Raw genomic sequence first — 14,127 nt, 5'->3', positions numbered from 1 at the left:
AGTCAGGGAGGGGAATCAGGCGCAGGGAGGTCGCCAGAGGTCGGCAGGGGTGCGGTCGGGAGCAGCTTCAGGGTAGGGGGCAGGGACTGCGGGGCCGGCCAGGGAGACCGGTGGCTTGAGGATTGAAACCTGGAGCATGCTGCCGGTCTTGCATTCCTGCCCCGTCTTGCAGGCTTTCTTGCCATGCTCGGCCATCTTGCCGTGGTCTTGGCAGCAATCCATATCCATGTTCGTCATCTGGCTCATACCGGCCGCCTGCATGGGGCAGGGGTCGGTCGGCGCCTCGATGCCCGCCATCCCGTTCAACGGAAGCGCAAGGCTGATCAGAAAGATGAGAAGGAACCGGAGGTGGCGTTTCATCCAGCGGAGTTTAGTCGCCGGCCGAGCGGCCTGGCAATTTCGGGACTCCGGATTTCGCAGTTGCCAGTTAATCGCTCCATTTGAATCCACCCAACCCTCGCCGAACAGGTCCGTTGCAATGGCCCTGCTCGGTTCCATCATGCAATTGCACTTTCGGGGCAATTCGGCCCGGGGGCGATTGCTGGCTACAGTGCCGTCGCACGACTTGAGTACTTGCTAGTTCCGTTGGCATTTGGCTTTGACCCATCGTTGCGGGTTTTGGTGAAGACCACACCTGTTCAGTGAGCCGCCGATTGGCCGACAATCGGTTCTTTCCTTCGCTACCGAAGCACCCAGATGGATCAGATACTTTCTCTTCTTTCCGAAACCGTTCCCAAAGCCCGAACCCTGGAACAGCTCACACGGCCCTTGCTGACCCTGCTCAGCCAGGTAACCGGAATGGAGTCGACCTACCTGACCACTATCGATACCGATGTGGGTGTCCAGCGTGTCGAGTTCGCACGTAACGTCGGTGACATGGTGATTCCTGAAGGGCTGGTCGTGCCCTGGACAGATACTCTCTGCAAGCGTGCGCTGGACGAGAACCGCTTGTACTCGGACAACGTCGCCGAATGCTGGGGGGATTCGGAGGCCGCCGCGGCCCTGGGCATCAGGACCTACGTGAGCGCTCCAATCAGGTCCCAGGACGGGCGAGTGCTGGGTACATTCTGTGCAGCCAGCTCGGATAAGGTGGCGCGCTCTCCGGACGTTGAGCCTTTGCTGATGCTGCTATCAGGGTTGCTGAGCTATTCCCTTGAACGTGAACAGTTGGTGGAGCGACTCCAGATCGCCAACGCCGAGTTGGCAAGGCTGGCCCTTACCGATTCCCTGACCGGCCTGTCCAACCGGCGTGCCATCCTGAGTGATGCTGCGCGCCTGTTCGCCCTGGCCCAGCGTGAGAGCAAATACGTGCTGGTTGGGGTCATCGATCTGGATGGGTTCAAGCTCATCAACGATACCTATGGCCACCTGGCAGGAGATCAGTTTCTGCGCGGCATAGCCGTCCAGTTGCAGAATGGCCTTCGCGCCAGCGACATCATCGGACGTACTGGAGGGGATGAATTCATTGTGATCGCCCTGGGTACGCCGTCCGAACATGTGGACTTGGCAATGGACATGCAACATGCTGCCGCGCTGCTGCAGGACCGCCTGACCAAAGCGACAGTCGGGCAATATGCGTTGGGCCATGGCCTCGACGACATCCGCTATGCGGGTGCGAGTGTTGGGGTTGTGGCAGTGATGCCGGACAGCATGACTGCAGAGGAAGCTATCAAGCTGTCAGACCGCGAAATGTACAAGGTGAAGCAACAGCGAAAGGATAAGCAGCCATAGGGCAAGACGCTTGCCACTTAGTGTGCTCGCCGCGGACTCAACTGGACAACGTCATGGGTTGATCGGTGCGATCCGATGGACGCCCTGATGTCTTGGATGGGCCAGTTCCAGTCCAACCTTGAACCATTCGAATGCCGCTGCGGGCAACCCTTTCGTACATCGATGCATTCTCCGCTCGTGCTCGTTGTGGAGGCCGTCTCGCAGACTGCCACTTCGGTCCTTGCGCGTGCCAGCCGATTCCCAATCCCGACCTAGGCTCATCCCGAGCACCTGCTGATTGTTCGAGCCCCCAGTTCCTCGCTTGGTTCGGCGCATTTCACAGCCTGTGCGCCGATGGGAGCTTCATCGCCGCATTGACTGGCGCGCGCCGAAGCGGGGGAGAACGAAGGGCAGGCAACCGAGGTCGATGCGTGTGAAACGACAGATCGGGAACTTTTCAGCACAGTTCGATCAGCGGCCCTGCCAAGTTGCAAGGATCAGGTCAAACATTCCCTGTCCAGGCAGTATCGACCTACGCGGCACACCGGCCCTCGCATCAGGACTTCGAAGTTCTCATCCAGGACGATCTGGATCAGTCCCCCCGGCATTTGAACGTCCACCTGTGACTCTACCAGCCCCAATCGCCGACAGACCGCCGCCGCCGCGCAGCTGCTGGTGCCCGAGGAGAGGGTATAGCCAACGCCCCGCTCCCAGATGCGGACTTCAAGGTTGTGGCGGTCGATCACTTTCACGAACTGCACGTTGGTGCGATTGGGGAAGGGGGCGAGATGTTCGATGATCGGCCCCAGCGACCGTGCAGTTTGTTCATCGGGTTGATCAACGAAGATCACGCAATGCGGATTACCCATGGAGACCGGATGCAGCCGAAGCTCGCGTCCATCGATCCTCACGTCCATATCACCCGTGTCTGGAAACTGCGCTCGCCCCATGCGAATGGCGACGCTCCGGCCTCCGCAAAGGACCTCGCAGGACACCACGCCACCGGCAGTGTGCACCTGGAACTCGCCTGCTGATACGTAGCCATGATCCCAGAGATAGCGGCAGAAGATCCGCAGCCCGTTGCCGCTTTTCTCAGCCTCTGAGCCGTCGGTGTTGTAGATGATCACCTTGGGTATTTCGCCCTGTGCGAGGACAGGAACAAGAATTCCGTCGGCCCCAAGCCCTCTGTGTCGATCGCAAATCCTTGAGATTTCCTCCGGCGAAAGACCGAAAGGCGACTCGCCTGAATAAACCAGGTAATCGTTGCTGGCGGCGTGGTACTTGATGAAATCCATGATGACTGAGACTTCCATTCGCTAAGTGCAGCGAGGTTAGGCAAGGCAGCGGGTGCGAACAAGTTGCTCGGTCAGGAAGACCGCTTGGAATTGGCGAGGACTGACGCGCCAGAAACCTTCTTCGCAACACCGATATCAAGACTTCTCCGCTCAGTGTCCCGCCAGCAGTCCCCAAGCGCGATGACTTGCCTCGCGCAGCTTTGCCACTCCTTTGCATGAGGTTTCCTCCGCGTCTAGCCGACAGGCTCAAGCCAGCAGGGCAGGGGATTCGCAGGTTTGCGTGTAAGTGCTTGACCTTAAAGTTGAGTTAAACGTTAGGGTTCTGTTGGCGGGCTCCACAGGGCACGACCCAGGAGATGGATATTGGCCCTGGACTGGCTCGAGAAGCATGGCGGTCTAGTTCCGAGCTCCGGCCATAAAGACGGATTTCATTTGACACAAGACATCAGAATTCACGCACTTGGCGGAGGCATTAGCAAATGAAGAGAGGCAGTTTCGCGGTAATGACGGGAGTACTCATGAATGCCGTATCGGCTTTCGCATGGGCGGATAGCCCAGTCGAAACGAAGGAGGCGGAAAGCGTGATGATGACCATTGGCGGTCATGAAGTTCCCGTGGTCGCAGGTGGCCTGTACGACCGCTTCCGCTCCAATCCTCCGCTTTCCACCATAGAGTCCGAAGCCCCAGATGTTGACCTGAGTTGGTTCAGGGGACTCAAGAAAACGAAGGTCGACATGGGATTCGAATCCTACTCACCAAACTTCTATTACAAGAACAACAGGATTACCGCGGTCTTCACGGCGGATCTGGACACGCTGAGAGAGTTGATGCCCGCTGAAGTCCTGGCGAACGTCCAACCTCTTCAGGTCTGGCCGGGCAGGGGCCTGGTCGCCTTTACCGCTTACTCGTACGACTACTGCGATAACGACAGCTACAACGAGATTGCCCTGTCCATCGTTACTAGCAAGCCTGGAACGTCGAATCTGGGGCCTATTTCCCTGATGGGGCAGTCGATGTCGAAGGATTTCTGGGGGTACGTCCTGAAGCTTCCGGTCAATACCGAACTTGCGAGGGTAAGGGGCGTGGTCGGGTACAACCTGCCGAAGTGGTTGACCGGTATCAATCGCCGGGAAGATGGCAAGTCCGTGACCTTCGAGATCCTTGATAGCGAAACCGGAAAGGTCGACGTTGTCTTTGAAGGAGAAAAGCTGAGCGCGCCTTCGGATGAAGTCGAACTGGTGACCAGTAGCTTCACGAACACCGATAGAACTGGCGAGCTGACATACGGCTATGCTGTCTCGCGCCAACTGAGCCACGCCTCCAGCACGAATGAAGAGTCGGTCAACCTCACGCTGAATGAAGGCAGCCTTTCTACGTTCATGAAATCCCTGAAGCTGGGGAAAATGATGAAGTATGAGTACGTGCCCCATTTCCAAAGCGCGCTCTATGCCCCCCAACCCCTGAAATCGATCCTGGACAAGGAGTAGGCGTTTTCGGGAAAGCTAAATGCACCCGTATGCAGCGTCTGGATTCTCCGGGTAGGTCGATGAGGCTACCCGGAGCAAGCCAGTTCGCTACTTCTCGTGCTGCACCTCGGCAGAAAGCAAGACCTTAAAGTTCCCTTTAATCCTAGAGTGCAATAGCGGCAAACCGACTCAATTGCAAAGCCAGCCGCGTCCAGGTATCGCCCATCGAGAAAGGTGTAGTACCCACGTCATGAACGTTATCGATTGGCGAACATCTCCAATTGCAGACCTCCATATCACACAGGAGAAGCGAACATGGGATACGTCACAACGAAAGATGGAGTTGAAATCTTCTATAAAGACTGGGGGCCGCGGGACGCCCAGGTGATCTACTTCCATCACGGCTGGCCGCTCAGTTCGGACGACTGGGATGCGCAGATGCTTTTCTTCCTGGCTCAGGGTTTTCGCGTAGTCGCCCATGATCGCCGTGGCCATGGACGATCCAGCCAGGTCTGGGATGGTCACGACATGGATCATTACGCCGATGACACGGCTGCGGTGGTAAACCACCTCGGAGTCCAGGGAGCCGTCCATGCCGGCCACTCCACGGGCGGCGGCGAGGTCGTCCGCTACATCGCGCGGCATCGTGAAGACCCTGTTTCCAAGGCGGTCCTCATCAGCGCGGTACCGCCGTTGATGGTGAAGACCGCGAGCAATCCTGGCGGTCTCGCCAAGGATGTCTTCGACGATCTGCAAGCCCAGTTGGCCGCCAACCGTGCGCAGTTTTTCCAGGATATTCCGGCGGGACCTTTCTACGGCTATAACCGCCCAGGTGCGAAGCCGTCGGAGGGCATCATCCGGAACTGGTGGCGGCAGGGGATGATGGGCAGTGCCAAGGCTCACTACGACGGCATCGTCGCCTTCTCCCAGACCGATTTCAGCGAAGACCTCAAAAGCATCACGATTCCGGTCCTGGTGATGCATGGCGACGACGACCAGATCGTTCCCTATGAGAACGCTGGCGTGCTGTCGGCGAAGCTGCTCAAGAACAGCACGCTGAAGATCTACCCGGGGTTCTCGCACGGCATGCCTACCATCAACGCCGATACGATCAACGCCGACCTGCTTGCCTTCGTTCGAAGCTGAGTTTTGCGGGAGCCAGGGAGTTCGCTTCCTGGCTCCTCCCTCTACCTGTCGCTCAAGTGGCCAGCCTGCCCCTGACAAACAGAACCACCGAGGCGCGCAACTTGTTACCGCCTAACAGGCTCGTCCGCTGGAACTCCCCGTGGCTTAGTGGCAGATGCTGGCAATCGAGAGCCTGGCGCGGAGGTCTTTCGCTTTTTCAATTGAACGTTCACCCGCTGGTTGGCGGCAGAGCATTGCCCTGCCAGGCCGATAAGACCTGCATCATTGCTGCTTGCGTTTGCGGAACTCGGCCACCTTATGCCGGTTACCGCACAGCGCCATGCTGCACCAACGGCGGCGATGGGACTTGGTGCGGTCGTAGAACCAGAGCACGCAGTCCGGGTGCTCGCATTCGCGCACCAGATTGAAGTCGCCTTCCACCAGCAGCTTGGCGGCTGCTTCGGCCAGAGGCGCCAAATACTGTTCGGCGGTAGCGGTTGCCCACACGTTCTCCAGTCGCGGTTCTCCACTGGCCGGCCAGTCCAGCTGCTGGTAGCTGGGTGTCGCCAGGAAGCGATTGAGTACGTCCGGCGAACCCTGGCCGCCCGCCTTGCGCCGCTCCACAAGCCCACGCACCGTTTCGCGCAAGGTCAACGCCGCCTGCAGCAACTCGCCCTTGGCAAAGCGCACCTTGGGGACGGCCCAGCCGGTGCGGTCCAGCCAGGCCTGGACATCCTCATCGCTGCGCCAGAACTCCACGGGAGCACCGTCCATCGCGGCCAGGGTGTTGAGCATGTCCAGCACAGGGTGGTCGGCCAATACGAAGGGTTCGAGGGACGGCGAGGAGGCGGCGCTGGTCATGATGGCGTTCCAGAAGACGAATGGCGAAATGGTAACCCTGTAAAGCATCAGTGAATAGTTACGAAAGGCGATGCTTGTAACCACTATTAATCCTATTGACAGGTTACGTGATGGGTTCATACTCAGCGCCACAAGTAACCATTAACGGTGTTTATACAAGTTACGGAGTGACCACCATGATTTCGCCCATCGTGCATATCCCGGTTCGCCACCAGTTCGTCGAAGCCGACGGTGTCCGTGTTTTCTACCGGGAAGCCGGTAATCCGGCCGCGCCCACTTTGCTACTGGTGCACGGCTTTCCCAGCTCGTCCCACCAGTTCCGCGACCTGATCCCGCTACTGGCCGACAGGTTCCATATCGTTGCGCCGGACCTGCCGGGGTTCGGTTTCACCGAGGTACCCCCCGAGCGCGAATACCGCTACAGCTTCGATGCCCTGGCTGTAACCCTCGGCGCCTTCGCCGAGAAGCTGGGCCTGCAACGCTACGCCCTCTATGTGTTCGACTACGGCGCACCCACCGGCCTGCGCCTGGCCCTGGCCCATCCGGATCGCGTCACCGGGCTGATTTCGCAAAATGGCAATGCCTACCTGGAAGGCCTGGGTGATGCCTGGGAACCGATCCGCGCCTACTGGGCCGAACCGCACAATCACGAACGCCGCAAGGTGGTGCACGATGCCGTGCTGCACCTGGAAGGCACCCGCTGGCAGTACCTGCATGGCGTGAAGGACCTGGAGCTGGTGGCCCCCGAGTCGTACTACCTGGATGCGCTACTCCTGGAACGCCCGGGCAACAAGGACATCCAGCTCGACCTGTTCCTCGACTACGCCAACAACCTGAAGCTCTACCCGGCGTTCCAGGCCTTCTTCCGCGATACCCGGCTGCCGACCCTGGTGATCTGGGGCAAGCACGATCCCTTCTTCATCCCGCCGGGCGCCGAAGCCTTCAAGCGCGACAATCCCGCTGCGGTGGTGGAATTGCTGGATACCGGGCACTTCGCCCTGGAAACCCATGTCGACCATATCGCCCAGCGCATTCGAGAAGTATTGGGGGATCTTCGGGCCTGACGTCCTCCTCTGACCTCCGTGCGTGCCTGGCTTCGTGCCCTTGGAACGCACCGCAGCCCGCTGCCGGGTAATCCGGCAGCCTTCCCGCGAGGTATTCACGATGGACCATCTACCCGAGCGCCGTCTCTCCCCTTGGCACGCCGGTGAAAAGGTGATGCACGAACGCGTCGGCGTCTCCGAACACATGGAAGCCTACGGTCAGCGGGTGATCCGCGATTACATGCCCGACCAGCACCGCGACTTCTTTCACCAACTGCCATTCATCATCGTCGGCGCGGTGGATACCCAGGGCCGACCCTGGGCGACGCTGCTCGAAGGGCCGGAAGGCTTTGTCAGTTCTCCCGATCCCCAGCGCCTTGTGCTGGTCACTGAACCCGACCCGCAAGACCCGGCTGCCAGCGGATTTGACGCCGGCAGCGCCATCGGCCTGCTGGGCATCGAGCTGCACACGCGGCGGCGCAATCGCATGAACGGCATCCTCCAACGAGTCGAAGCGGGGCGCCTGGAAGTCGCCGTCGAGCAGTCCTTCGGCAACTGCCCGCAGTACATCCAGCAGCGTACCTACACACGCGAGGAGACACGTGGCGGGTGGCAGGGCGAGCGCCAGGACTTCACGGCGCTGAACGAGACCCTGACAGCGATGATCCGCAACGCCGACACCTTCTTCGTCGCCAGTTACGTCGAGCACGAGGATGGCCAACGCTCGGTGGATGTCTCCCATCGCGGCGGACGACCGGGCTTCATCATGGTCACGGGCAATCACTTGACCATTCCGGACTATGCCGGTAACCAGCACTTCAACACCCTGGGCAACTTCCAGCTCAACCCGGTTGCCGGACTGCTTTTCGTCGACTTCTTCAGCGGCAACGTGTTGCAACTGTCCGGAGCGATCGAGCTGGTGTTCGACAGTCCGATGATCGCCGCCTTCGAGGGTGCCCAACGCCTCTGGACCCTCGACGTACAGCAAGCCGTCCTTCGGCCGCGCGCGTTGTCGATCCGATGGGATTTCCAGGATCCTGTACCTCGTCGGTCAGGCCAGTGAGCCGCACTTCGGTATCGCCGAATACCCTGGTGCGGTTAGAAACCTTCATGAGCGACTCGGCGGTCATGTAAACGGTCGGTTCGCCTCGTCGCGCTACCCGGTGAGGCCTGTGGAGCTGGACTACCATCACCATTCCAGTCCCCACTCTCACCGACACCCCTGGAGGCCCCGCGCATGACTGATCGTTACTCCTGGACCCGTGAGATTGCAGACGACCGGGCCGTTGCCGGCGCCGCGTTGATCCCGGTCGAGCTGCGGGAAATGATCGACGGCCTGGATACTGGCGCGATCAAACCCTTCTACGCCGCCGTGGCCAATCTTGCCTTCTCGGCTGCCGACCAGTGCGAAGAGTACGACGGCTATTGCATTGGGCTGATCGATGCCGGCTACCAGCGCGGCGAGTTGGGCATCGTGGAGCGGGATGCACTGCGCAATTTCGTCATTTCCCTGTGCGCGGATCGCAAGGACAAACCGTCGGCGTAGAGAAACTTCTGTAGGAGCGAGCTTGCTCGCGAACAGTCCGAGCCTTCTTTATTCGCGAGCAAGCCCGCTCCTACACATTCGGCCACTCTGCCCCTCGACATATTTCACCCGCGATTGAAATCGCTCCCACAGGTAACCGATGAGTCAGCGATGGGGCGTGATCCCGAGCGTCTCGTGCTCCTCGCGACCATAGACGTCGTCCAGGCGGGTGATGTCATCCTCGCCGAGGTAGCTGCCGGTCTGCACCTCGATCAGCACCAGGGGAATCTTGCCCGGGTTGGAGAGGCGGTGGACCGACGTGATGGGGATGTCGGTGGACTGGTTCTCGGTGAGCAGGAACACCTTGTCGTCACAGGTCACTTCGGCAGTGCCAGATACCACTATCCAATGCTCAGCACGGTGGTGGTGCATCTGCAGCGATAGCCGACCGCCGGGTTTCACCGTGATGTGCTTCACCTGAAAGCGTCCGCCGGTGTCCACGGAGTCGTAGTATCCCCAAGGGCGATAGACCTGGCAGTGGTTCTCGACCTCGCTGCGGCCCTCGGCCTTGAGCTTCTCCACCAGCTGCTTGACCTTCTGCACGTGCTTCTTGCTGGCGACCATGATGGCGTCCTTGGTTTCCACCACCACCACGTCCTCCATGCCGATGATCGAGACCAGCTTGCCGTTGCCGTGCACCAGGCAGTTGTGGCTGTCCTGCACGACCACGTCACCCTTGATGACGTTGCCGTCGGCGTCCTTGTCATGCACGTCCCAGATCGATGCCCAGCAGCCGACATCGCTCCACCCTGCGTCCAGCGGTACCACGCAGGCGCGTCCGGTTTTCTCCATCACCGCGTAGTCGATGGAGTTGTCCGGGCAGCAGGCGAAGGTGGCCTCGTCGACATCGATATGGTCTTCGTGGCACTTGCTGCGTTCCAGAGCCAGCCGGCACGTGTCGTGGATATCGGATTCGTGCTTCTTGAGCTCTTCCAGGTAGCGACTGGCGCGGAACAGGAACATGCCGCTGTTCCAGAAGTAGTTACCGGACTCGACGAACTCCCGCGCGCGATCCGCATCGGGTTTCTCCACGAACTGGGCGACCCGGCTGATCCCCTCGGGCAACACCGGGTCCTGTTCGGAACGGATGTAGCCGTAGCCGGTTTCCGGCCGGGTCGCCGGTACGCCGAACAGCACCAGCTCGCCTAGCTCGGCAGCGCTGGTGGCGAGCACCAGGGCGTCGCGGAAGGCTTCGAGGTCTTCCAGCACATGGTCCGAGGGCAGTACCAGCAGTAGCTCGTCGCGCCCTTCGCTGATCAGTTGCATGGCGGCGATGGCCACTGCCGGTGCGGTATTGCGCCCGAAGGGTTCGAGCAGGACCGCATGGGGCGTGAGCTTCAGCGCGTCGAGTTGCTCCTGCACGATGAACCGGTGGTCCTTGTTGCAGACCAGGATGGGCGCCTGCATGCCGTCGAAAGTGAGGCGCTGGAGGGTCTGCTGAAACAGTGTGTACTCGCCGGTAAGGGCGAGGAACTGCTTGGGAAACTGTCGACGGGATAGCGGCCAGAGTCTCGAGCCGCTGCCACCGGAAAGCACAATGGGAATCATGGTTATCTCCTGCTGGTGAATTGCAAGTGCCTTACTGGGCTATGAGTTTTCAGTTGCTGGACAAGGGCCGCTTGACCCACACCGGAGCAAGCTTTCCGCTGCTACCGGTAACGTATAGGCACACCACTTCGCCGCGATTGAGCGCGACTGGTTTCAGGTCGCTGATCTTCTGGTCGCCGGCGAACAGGGCAAGGTTGACCTTGACCGGGTTGATCTCGCGGTCGCCGGAGCTTTGCGGTGCGACGTTCTCCACCACTGGGGTCTTGCCGTCGGCGGTTTTCACGCTGAGCGGCGTGTCGGAAAGGTTCTGCAGCCTGAGCAGGGCTTTCTGCTTGTTGCGGAACGGTTTTTCCTCCACCAGCCGGGGCTGCCCGTTGGGCAGATTGACCAGGGTGTAGTAGCGGTTCGCGCCAAGCTGGACCGACATGTTCTGGCTGCCGACCCGGGCGCTATAGGTGCCACCGGGAAGGAAGCTGAAGTCGGTGCTCGCCAGTGGACCGACATCTTCGAGGTTGGCCGTGCCGACCAGGGCGCTGACTTCCTGGTTGCTGGCGTTGTACAGGCGCACGAACGTCGAGCCTTTAGGGGCGGCGGGGCCGTAGAGGGCAGCGTCGTCAGCCTGGGCCTGCCAGCAGCACAGACTGGTCATTAGCACGGTGGCGATCAGGCGGGGATGGTGGAGCGGTTTCATGGTTGGTTTCTCCCAGGGAGTACGGAGTCGGCGGTTGCGGTCTGGTGGTACCCGGTCGAACCGGCGGATACCAGCTGGGAGATCCATTCCCTTTCGAACTGGCTCAGGTCGGGGGGCATCGGCAGGTAGCGTTCCGGAAACTCCCAGATCACCCACTGCGGTGGAGCGTTCTTGAGCGCGTCGTTCTGCAGGTACTCGAGCATTGGCGGCAACGGCCCCTGACCGCTCTCGGCGAAGTCGAGGATGTCGCTGCCAAGGGCCTGACGCAGGGCGCCGAGGAAGTTCCAGTCGGGGTTGGCGCTGTAGCTGGTCCCGACCAGGGCCACGGGAACCCGGACATCGGCGAACAGCGCCGCGGAGGCGTCATTCGGGTGCGCGTCGACTGCATGGGTGGAGCGCGACTGGAGCTGGTCGGGAGCCGGCAGCAGGGCGCTGAACAGAGGGTCCAGTGGCAGGAACCGCGCCAGGTCACCCAGGTAGGGCTTGCTCGCCGCCTGTTCGGTGGTGAAGAGCTGGCGATCTCCATCGAGCGGTGCACTGCGTTGCACGGCTCGCGCGACTTCCTGGGCGACCAGTTCGGCCCCGTGGGGCGTCCAGTGGGTATCGGTACGCAGGAACAACAGCCCCGTGTCCTTCGCCGGCAGCAGGCTGGCCAGCAGGTCGGGGGCCAGGATATCGGCGTGCTGGGCGGCCTCGTGGAGGCGGTGATACAGCCCGAGCTGCTGCTGGGCGGGCTGTTCTTCGTCCAGGTATTCCGGGTAGAGGCGGGCCTTGGCCGGCACGATCACCAGCAGCAGTTTCACTCCGCGCTCGCTGAGGCGCTGGTCGATGCCCCGGATCAGCTCCAGGTTGGCCTCAATCTGCTGCTCGCCACGGGGTACGGGATTGAACTCTTCATCGCTGAACAGCCAGTCGTGACGACCCAGTACCACCCCCGGACGACCTTCGCCGAACAGGCTGTAATCGAGCGCTGCCCACAGGTTGGTACCTAGGCGTTTCAGTGGGAATTGCGCCTCGTAGTGGTTCTCCACCGCCTTGGCCATCTTGCCGTCATGCAGGGAGGCGTCGGGGGGCAGACGCAGATCCAGCAGTCCACGCACCGACCAGACGCCCAGGACCAGCAACGGGGCAAGGAAGAGGGCGATGTAGGCATTGCGGGAGAAGCGAATCATGGCGCCGCCTCAGAACTGGAAGTAAAGGAAGGGGGAGTAGCTCTGCGCCGAGAGCTTGAGTACCGAGGCGCAGAACAGCAGGAGCAGGAGCGGGCGCTGTACCGCGCCAACCCAGGCGAGCGCGCGCTCACCCAGGGCGCGTGGCGGTACGAGAGGCACCTGGTCGGCGGCGGTTTGGGCCGCTACCTTCGGCGCGCCATGAGCCAGGGGGCGGGTGTAGAAGTCATGCAGGCCGAACAGCGCCAGGCTGGCGTAGGCGATTAGCAGGGTGACTAGCTGCAGGTCAGTGAAACCGACCCGTCCGAGCTCCGACAACTGCCATCCGCTGAAGCCGAACATCGCCTGGTACATGCGTCCGGCGACATGCAGGTTCTCTGCACGGAACAGAACCCAGCCGAGGATCACCAGGAGGAAAGTGAAGGACCATTTCAGCGGGTTGAAGCGCCGTGGCGCGGCGTCGACGCCCAGGGCTCGTTCGATGGCCAGCCAGGTGCCGTGCCACGCGCCCCAGAGCACGAAGGTGAAATTCGCGCCGTGCCAGAGACCACCCAGCAGCATGGTCAGGACCAGATTGCGATAAGTCTGGAAGGTGGTGCCGCGATTGCCGCCGAGACTGACGTACAGGTAGTCCCGCAGCCAGGTCGACAAACTGATGTGCCAGCGCCGCCAGAATTCGGTGATCGACTGGCTGATATACGGCTGCTTGAAGTTTTCCAGGAAGCGGAAGCCCATCATCAGGCCAAGGCCGATGGCCATGTCGCTGTAGCCGGAGAAGTCGAAGTACAGTTGCGCGGTATAGGCCAGTGCGCCGAGCCAGGCGTCGGCTGCGCTGGGGTTCTCCAGTGCAAAGCAGTGGCTGACCAGCGGCGCCAAGGTATCGGCGATGAACACCTTCTTGATGAAACCCTGCATGAAGCGTGTGCAGCCCTCGGCGAACTTGTCGACGCTGTGGGTGCGGTGATGGAACTGACCGGCCAGGTCGCGGAAGCGCAGCACCGGGCCGGCAATCAGGTGCGGGAAAATCGCCACGAAGGCCGCGAAGTCGATCAGCTTGTGGGTCGCCGGCGTGTCTCCCCGGTAGACGTCGATGATGTAGCTGATGGACTCGAAGATGTAGAAGGAGATACCGATCGGCAAGAGGATGTGGGTGAGCACGAAGGGTGCCATGCCGAGGCTGGTGATGATCACGTTGAGGCTGTCGACGCCGAAGTTGGCGTACTTGAAGTAGCCGAGGACGCACAGGTCCACCATCACGCCCAGGGTCAGCCAGTGCCGGGCGGGTCTGGTGCGCACCCCGGCGGAACCGATACGCAGTCCGATCCAGTAGTTGAATACCGTGACCACCGCGAACAGCGCCAGGAAGTCGACCCGCCACCAGGCGTAGAAGAGGTAGCTGGCGATCAGCAGCAGCAGGTTGTGAAAACGCGGCCCGCTCAGGTAGTACAAGCCGAGAAAGGTCGGCAGGAACAGGAACAGGAATACGTTGGATGAAAACACCATCCGCGTTTCCTCCATTGAAGAACTGTCAGGGCCAAGCGGCCCACCCGTTTCTCCCCTGGTTCAAGGTGTTGCGCCCGTCGCTCCTGTGTTGCGATCGGGTTACTGCTGCCTGTGCCACGTCCTTCGCCGCG

Annotated in this window: 12 protein-coding genes and 1 pseudogene; 6 read left to right on the top strand and 7 right to left on the bottom strand. The window is 60.9% G+C overall.

Annotated elements, in window-relative coordinates; translation table 11 throughout:
- Positions 1–15: 15 nt before the first annotated feature.
- The gene (locus SA496_RS11910; RefSeq protein WP_330115633.1) at positions 16–360 is read right to left on the bottom strand and encodes a hypothetical protein; all 345 of its coding nucleotides are present in this window, start codon (positions 358–360) and stop codon (positions 16–18) included.
- A 336-nt stretch (positions 361–696) separates the two neighbouring features.
- Between SA496_RS11910 and SA496_RS11905 the strand changes: the two genes are divergently transcribed.
- Positions 697–1,731 carry a sensor domain-containing diguanylate cyclase gene (locus SA496_RS11905; RefSeq protein ID WP_120651044.1) on the top strand — a complete coding sequence of 345 codons (1,035 nt, stop codon included), beginning with the start codon at positions 697–699 and terminating at the stop codon, positions 1,729–1,731.
- A gap of 476 nt (positions 1,732–2,207) precedes the next feature.
- Here SA496_RS11905 and dapF read toward each other — a convergent pair whose 3' ends face one another.
- A complete protein-coding gene (gene dapF, locus SA496_RS11900) occupies positions 2,208–3,005 on the bottom strand; it encodes a diaminopimelate epimerase (protein ID WP_330115468.1) in 798 nt (265 codons plus the stop codon).
- 584 nt (positions 3,006–3,589) lie between these two features.
- On the opposite strand from dapF, the gene SA496_RS11895 reads away from it, so the two are divergent.
- Positions 3,590–4,492, top strand: coding sequence for an acetoacetate decarboxylase (ADC) (locus tag SA496_RS11895; RefSeq protein ID WP_377671524.1), 903 nt, complete (start codon positions 3,590–3,592; stop codon positions 4,490–4,492).
- Between the two features lie 294 nt (positions 4,493–4,786).
- Positions 4,787–5,617, top strand: a complete 831-nt coding sequence (locus tag SA496_RS11890; RefSeq protein ID WP_120651046.1) for an alpha/beta fold hydrolase — start codon at positions 4,787–4,789, stop codon at positions 5,615–5,617.
- A 261-nt stretch (positions 5,618–5,878) separates the two neighbouring features.
- Here SA496_RS11890 and SA496_RS11885 read toward each other — a convergent pair whose 3' ends face one another.
- A complete protein-coding gene (locus SA496_RS11885; RefSeq protein WP_153920040.1) occupies positions 5,879–6,457 on the bottom strand; it encodes a CGNR zinc finger domain-containing protein in 579 nt (192 codons plus the stop codon).
- 176 nt (positions 6,458–6,633) lie between these two features.
- Here SA496_RS11885 and SA496_RS11880 point away from each other — a divergent pair, with 176 nt between their 5' ends.
- The 3 genes and pseudogenes from SA496_RS11880 to SA496_RS11870 all read left to right on the top strand — a co-directional run bounded on the left by SA496_RS11880 (position 6,634) and on the right by SA496_RS11870 (position 9,046).
- Entirely contained in the window at positions 6,634–7,521 is an 888-nt protein-coding gene (locus SA496_RS11880) for an alpha/beta fold hydrolase (protein WP_120651048.1), read from the top strand.
- Between the two features lie 100 nt (positions 7,522–7,621).
- Positions 7,622–8,545, top strand: a pseudogene (locus tag SA496_RS11875) (pyridoxamine 5'-phosphate oxidase family protein); the annotation flags it as partial.
- 192 nt (positions 8,546–8,737) lie between these two features.
- Complete coding sequence (locus SA496_RS11870; RefSeq protein WP_120651050.1) at positions 8,738–9,046, top strand: hypothetical protein; 309 nt, start codon at positions 8,738–8,740, stop codon at positions 9,044–9,046.
- 144 nt (positions 9,047–9,190) lie between these two features.
- Here SA496_RS11870 and SA496_RS11865 read toward each other — a convergent pair whose 3' ends face one another.
- From SA496_RS11865 to SA496_RS11850, 4 genes are read right to left on the bottom strand one after another with little or no spacing between them, the layout of a single operon-like run.
- On the bottom strand, positions 9,191–10,633 hold the full coding sequence (locus SA496_RS11865; RefSeq protein WP_120651051.1) for a mannose-1-phosphate guanylyltransferase/mannose-6-phosphate isomerase: 1,443 nt from the start codon (positions 10,631–10,633) through the stop codon (positions 9,191–9,193).
- 49 nt (positions 10,634–10,682) lie between these two features.
- Entirely contained in the window at positions 10,683–11,282 is a 600-nt protein-coding gene (locus tag SA496_RS11860; RefSeq protein WP_256661021.1) for an alginate O-acetyltransferase AlgF, read from the bottom strand.
- A 38-nt stretch (positions 11,283–11,320) separates the two neighbouring features.
- Positions 11,321–12,496: an alginate O-acetyltransferase gene (locus SA496_RS11855; protein WP_330115466.1), complete on the bottom strand. Its 1,176-nt coding sequence runs from the start codon at positions 12,494–12,496 to the stop codon at positions 11,321–11,323.
- A 9-nt stretch (positions 12,497–12,505) separates the two neighbouring features.
- Positions 12,506–13,996 (bottom strand): MBOAT family O-acyltransferase, encoded by a 1,491-nt coding sequence (locus tag SA496_RS11850; protein ID WP_120651054.1) that lies wholly within the window; start codon positions 13,994–13,996, stop codon positions 12,506–12,508.
- Positions 13,997–14,127 lie beyond the last annotated feature (131 nt).

This window comes from Pseudomonas sp. JS3066 (assembly GCF_036328175.1).
Taxonomy (GTDB): Bacteria; Pseudomonadota; Gammaproteobacteria; order Pseudomonadales; family Pseudomonadaceae; genus Metapseudomonas.
The sequence above is the reverse complement of the archived record's forward strand: the minus strand, read 5'-3'. Positions and strand labels throughout refer to the sequence as shown.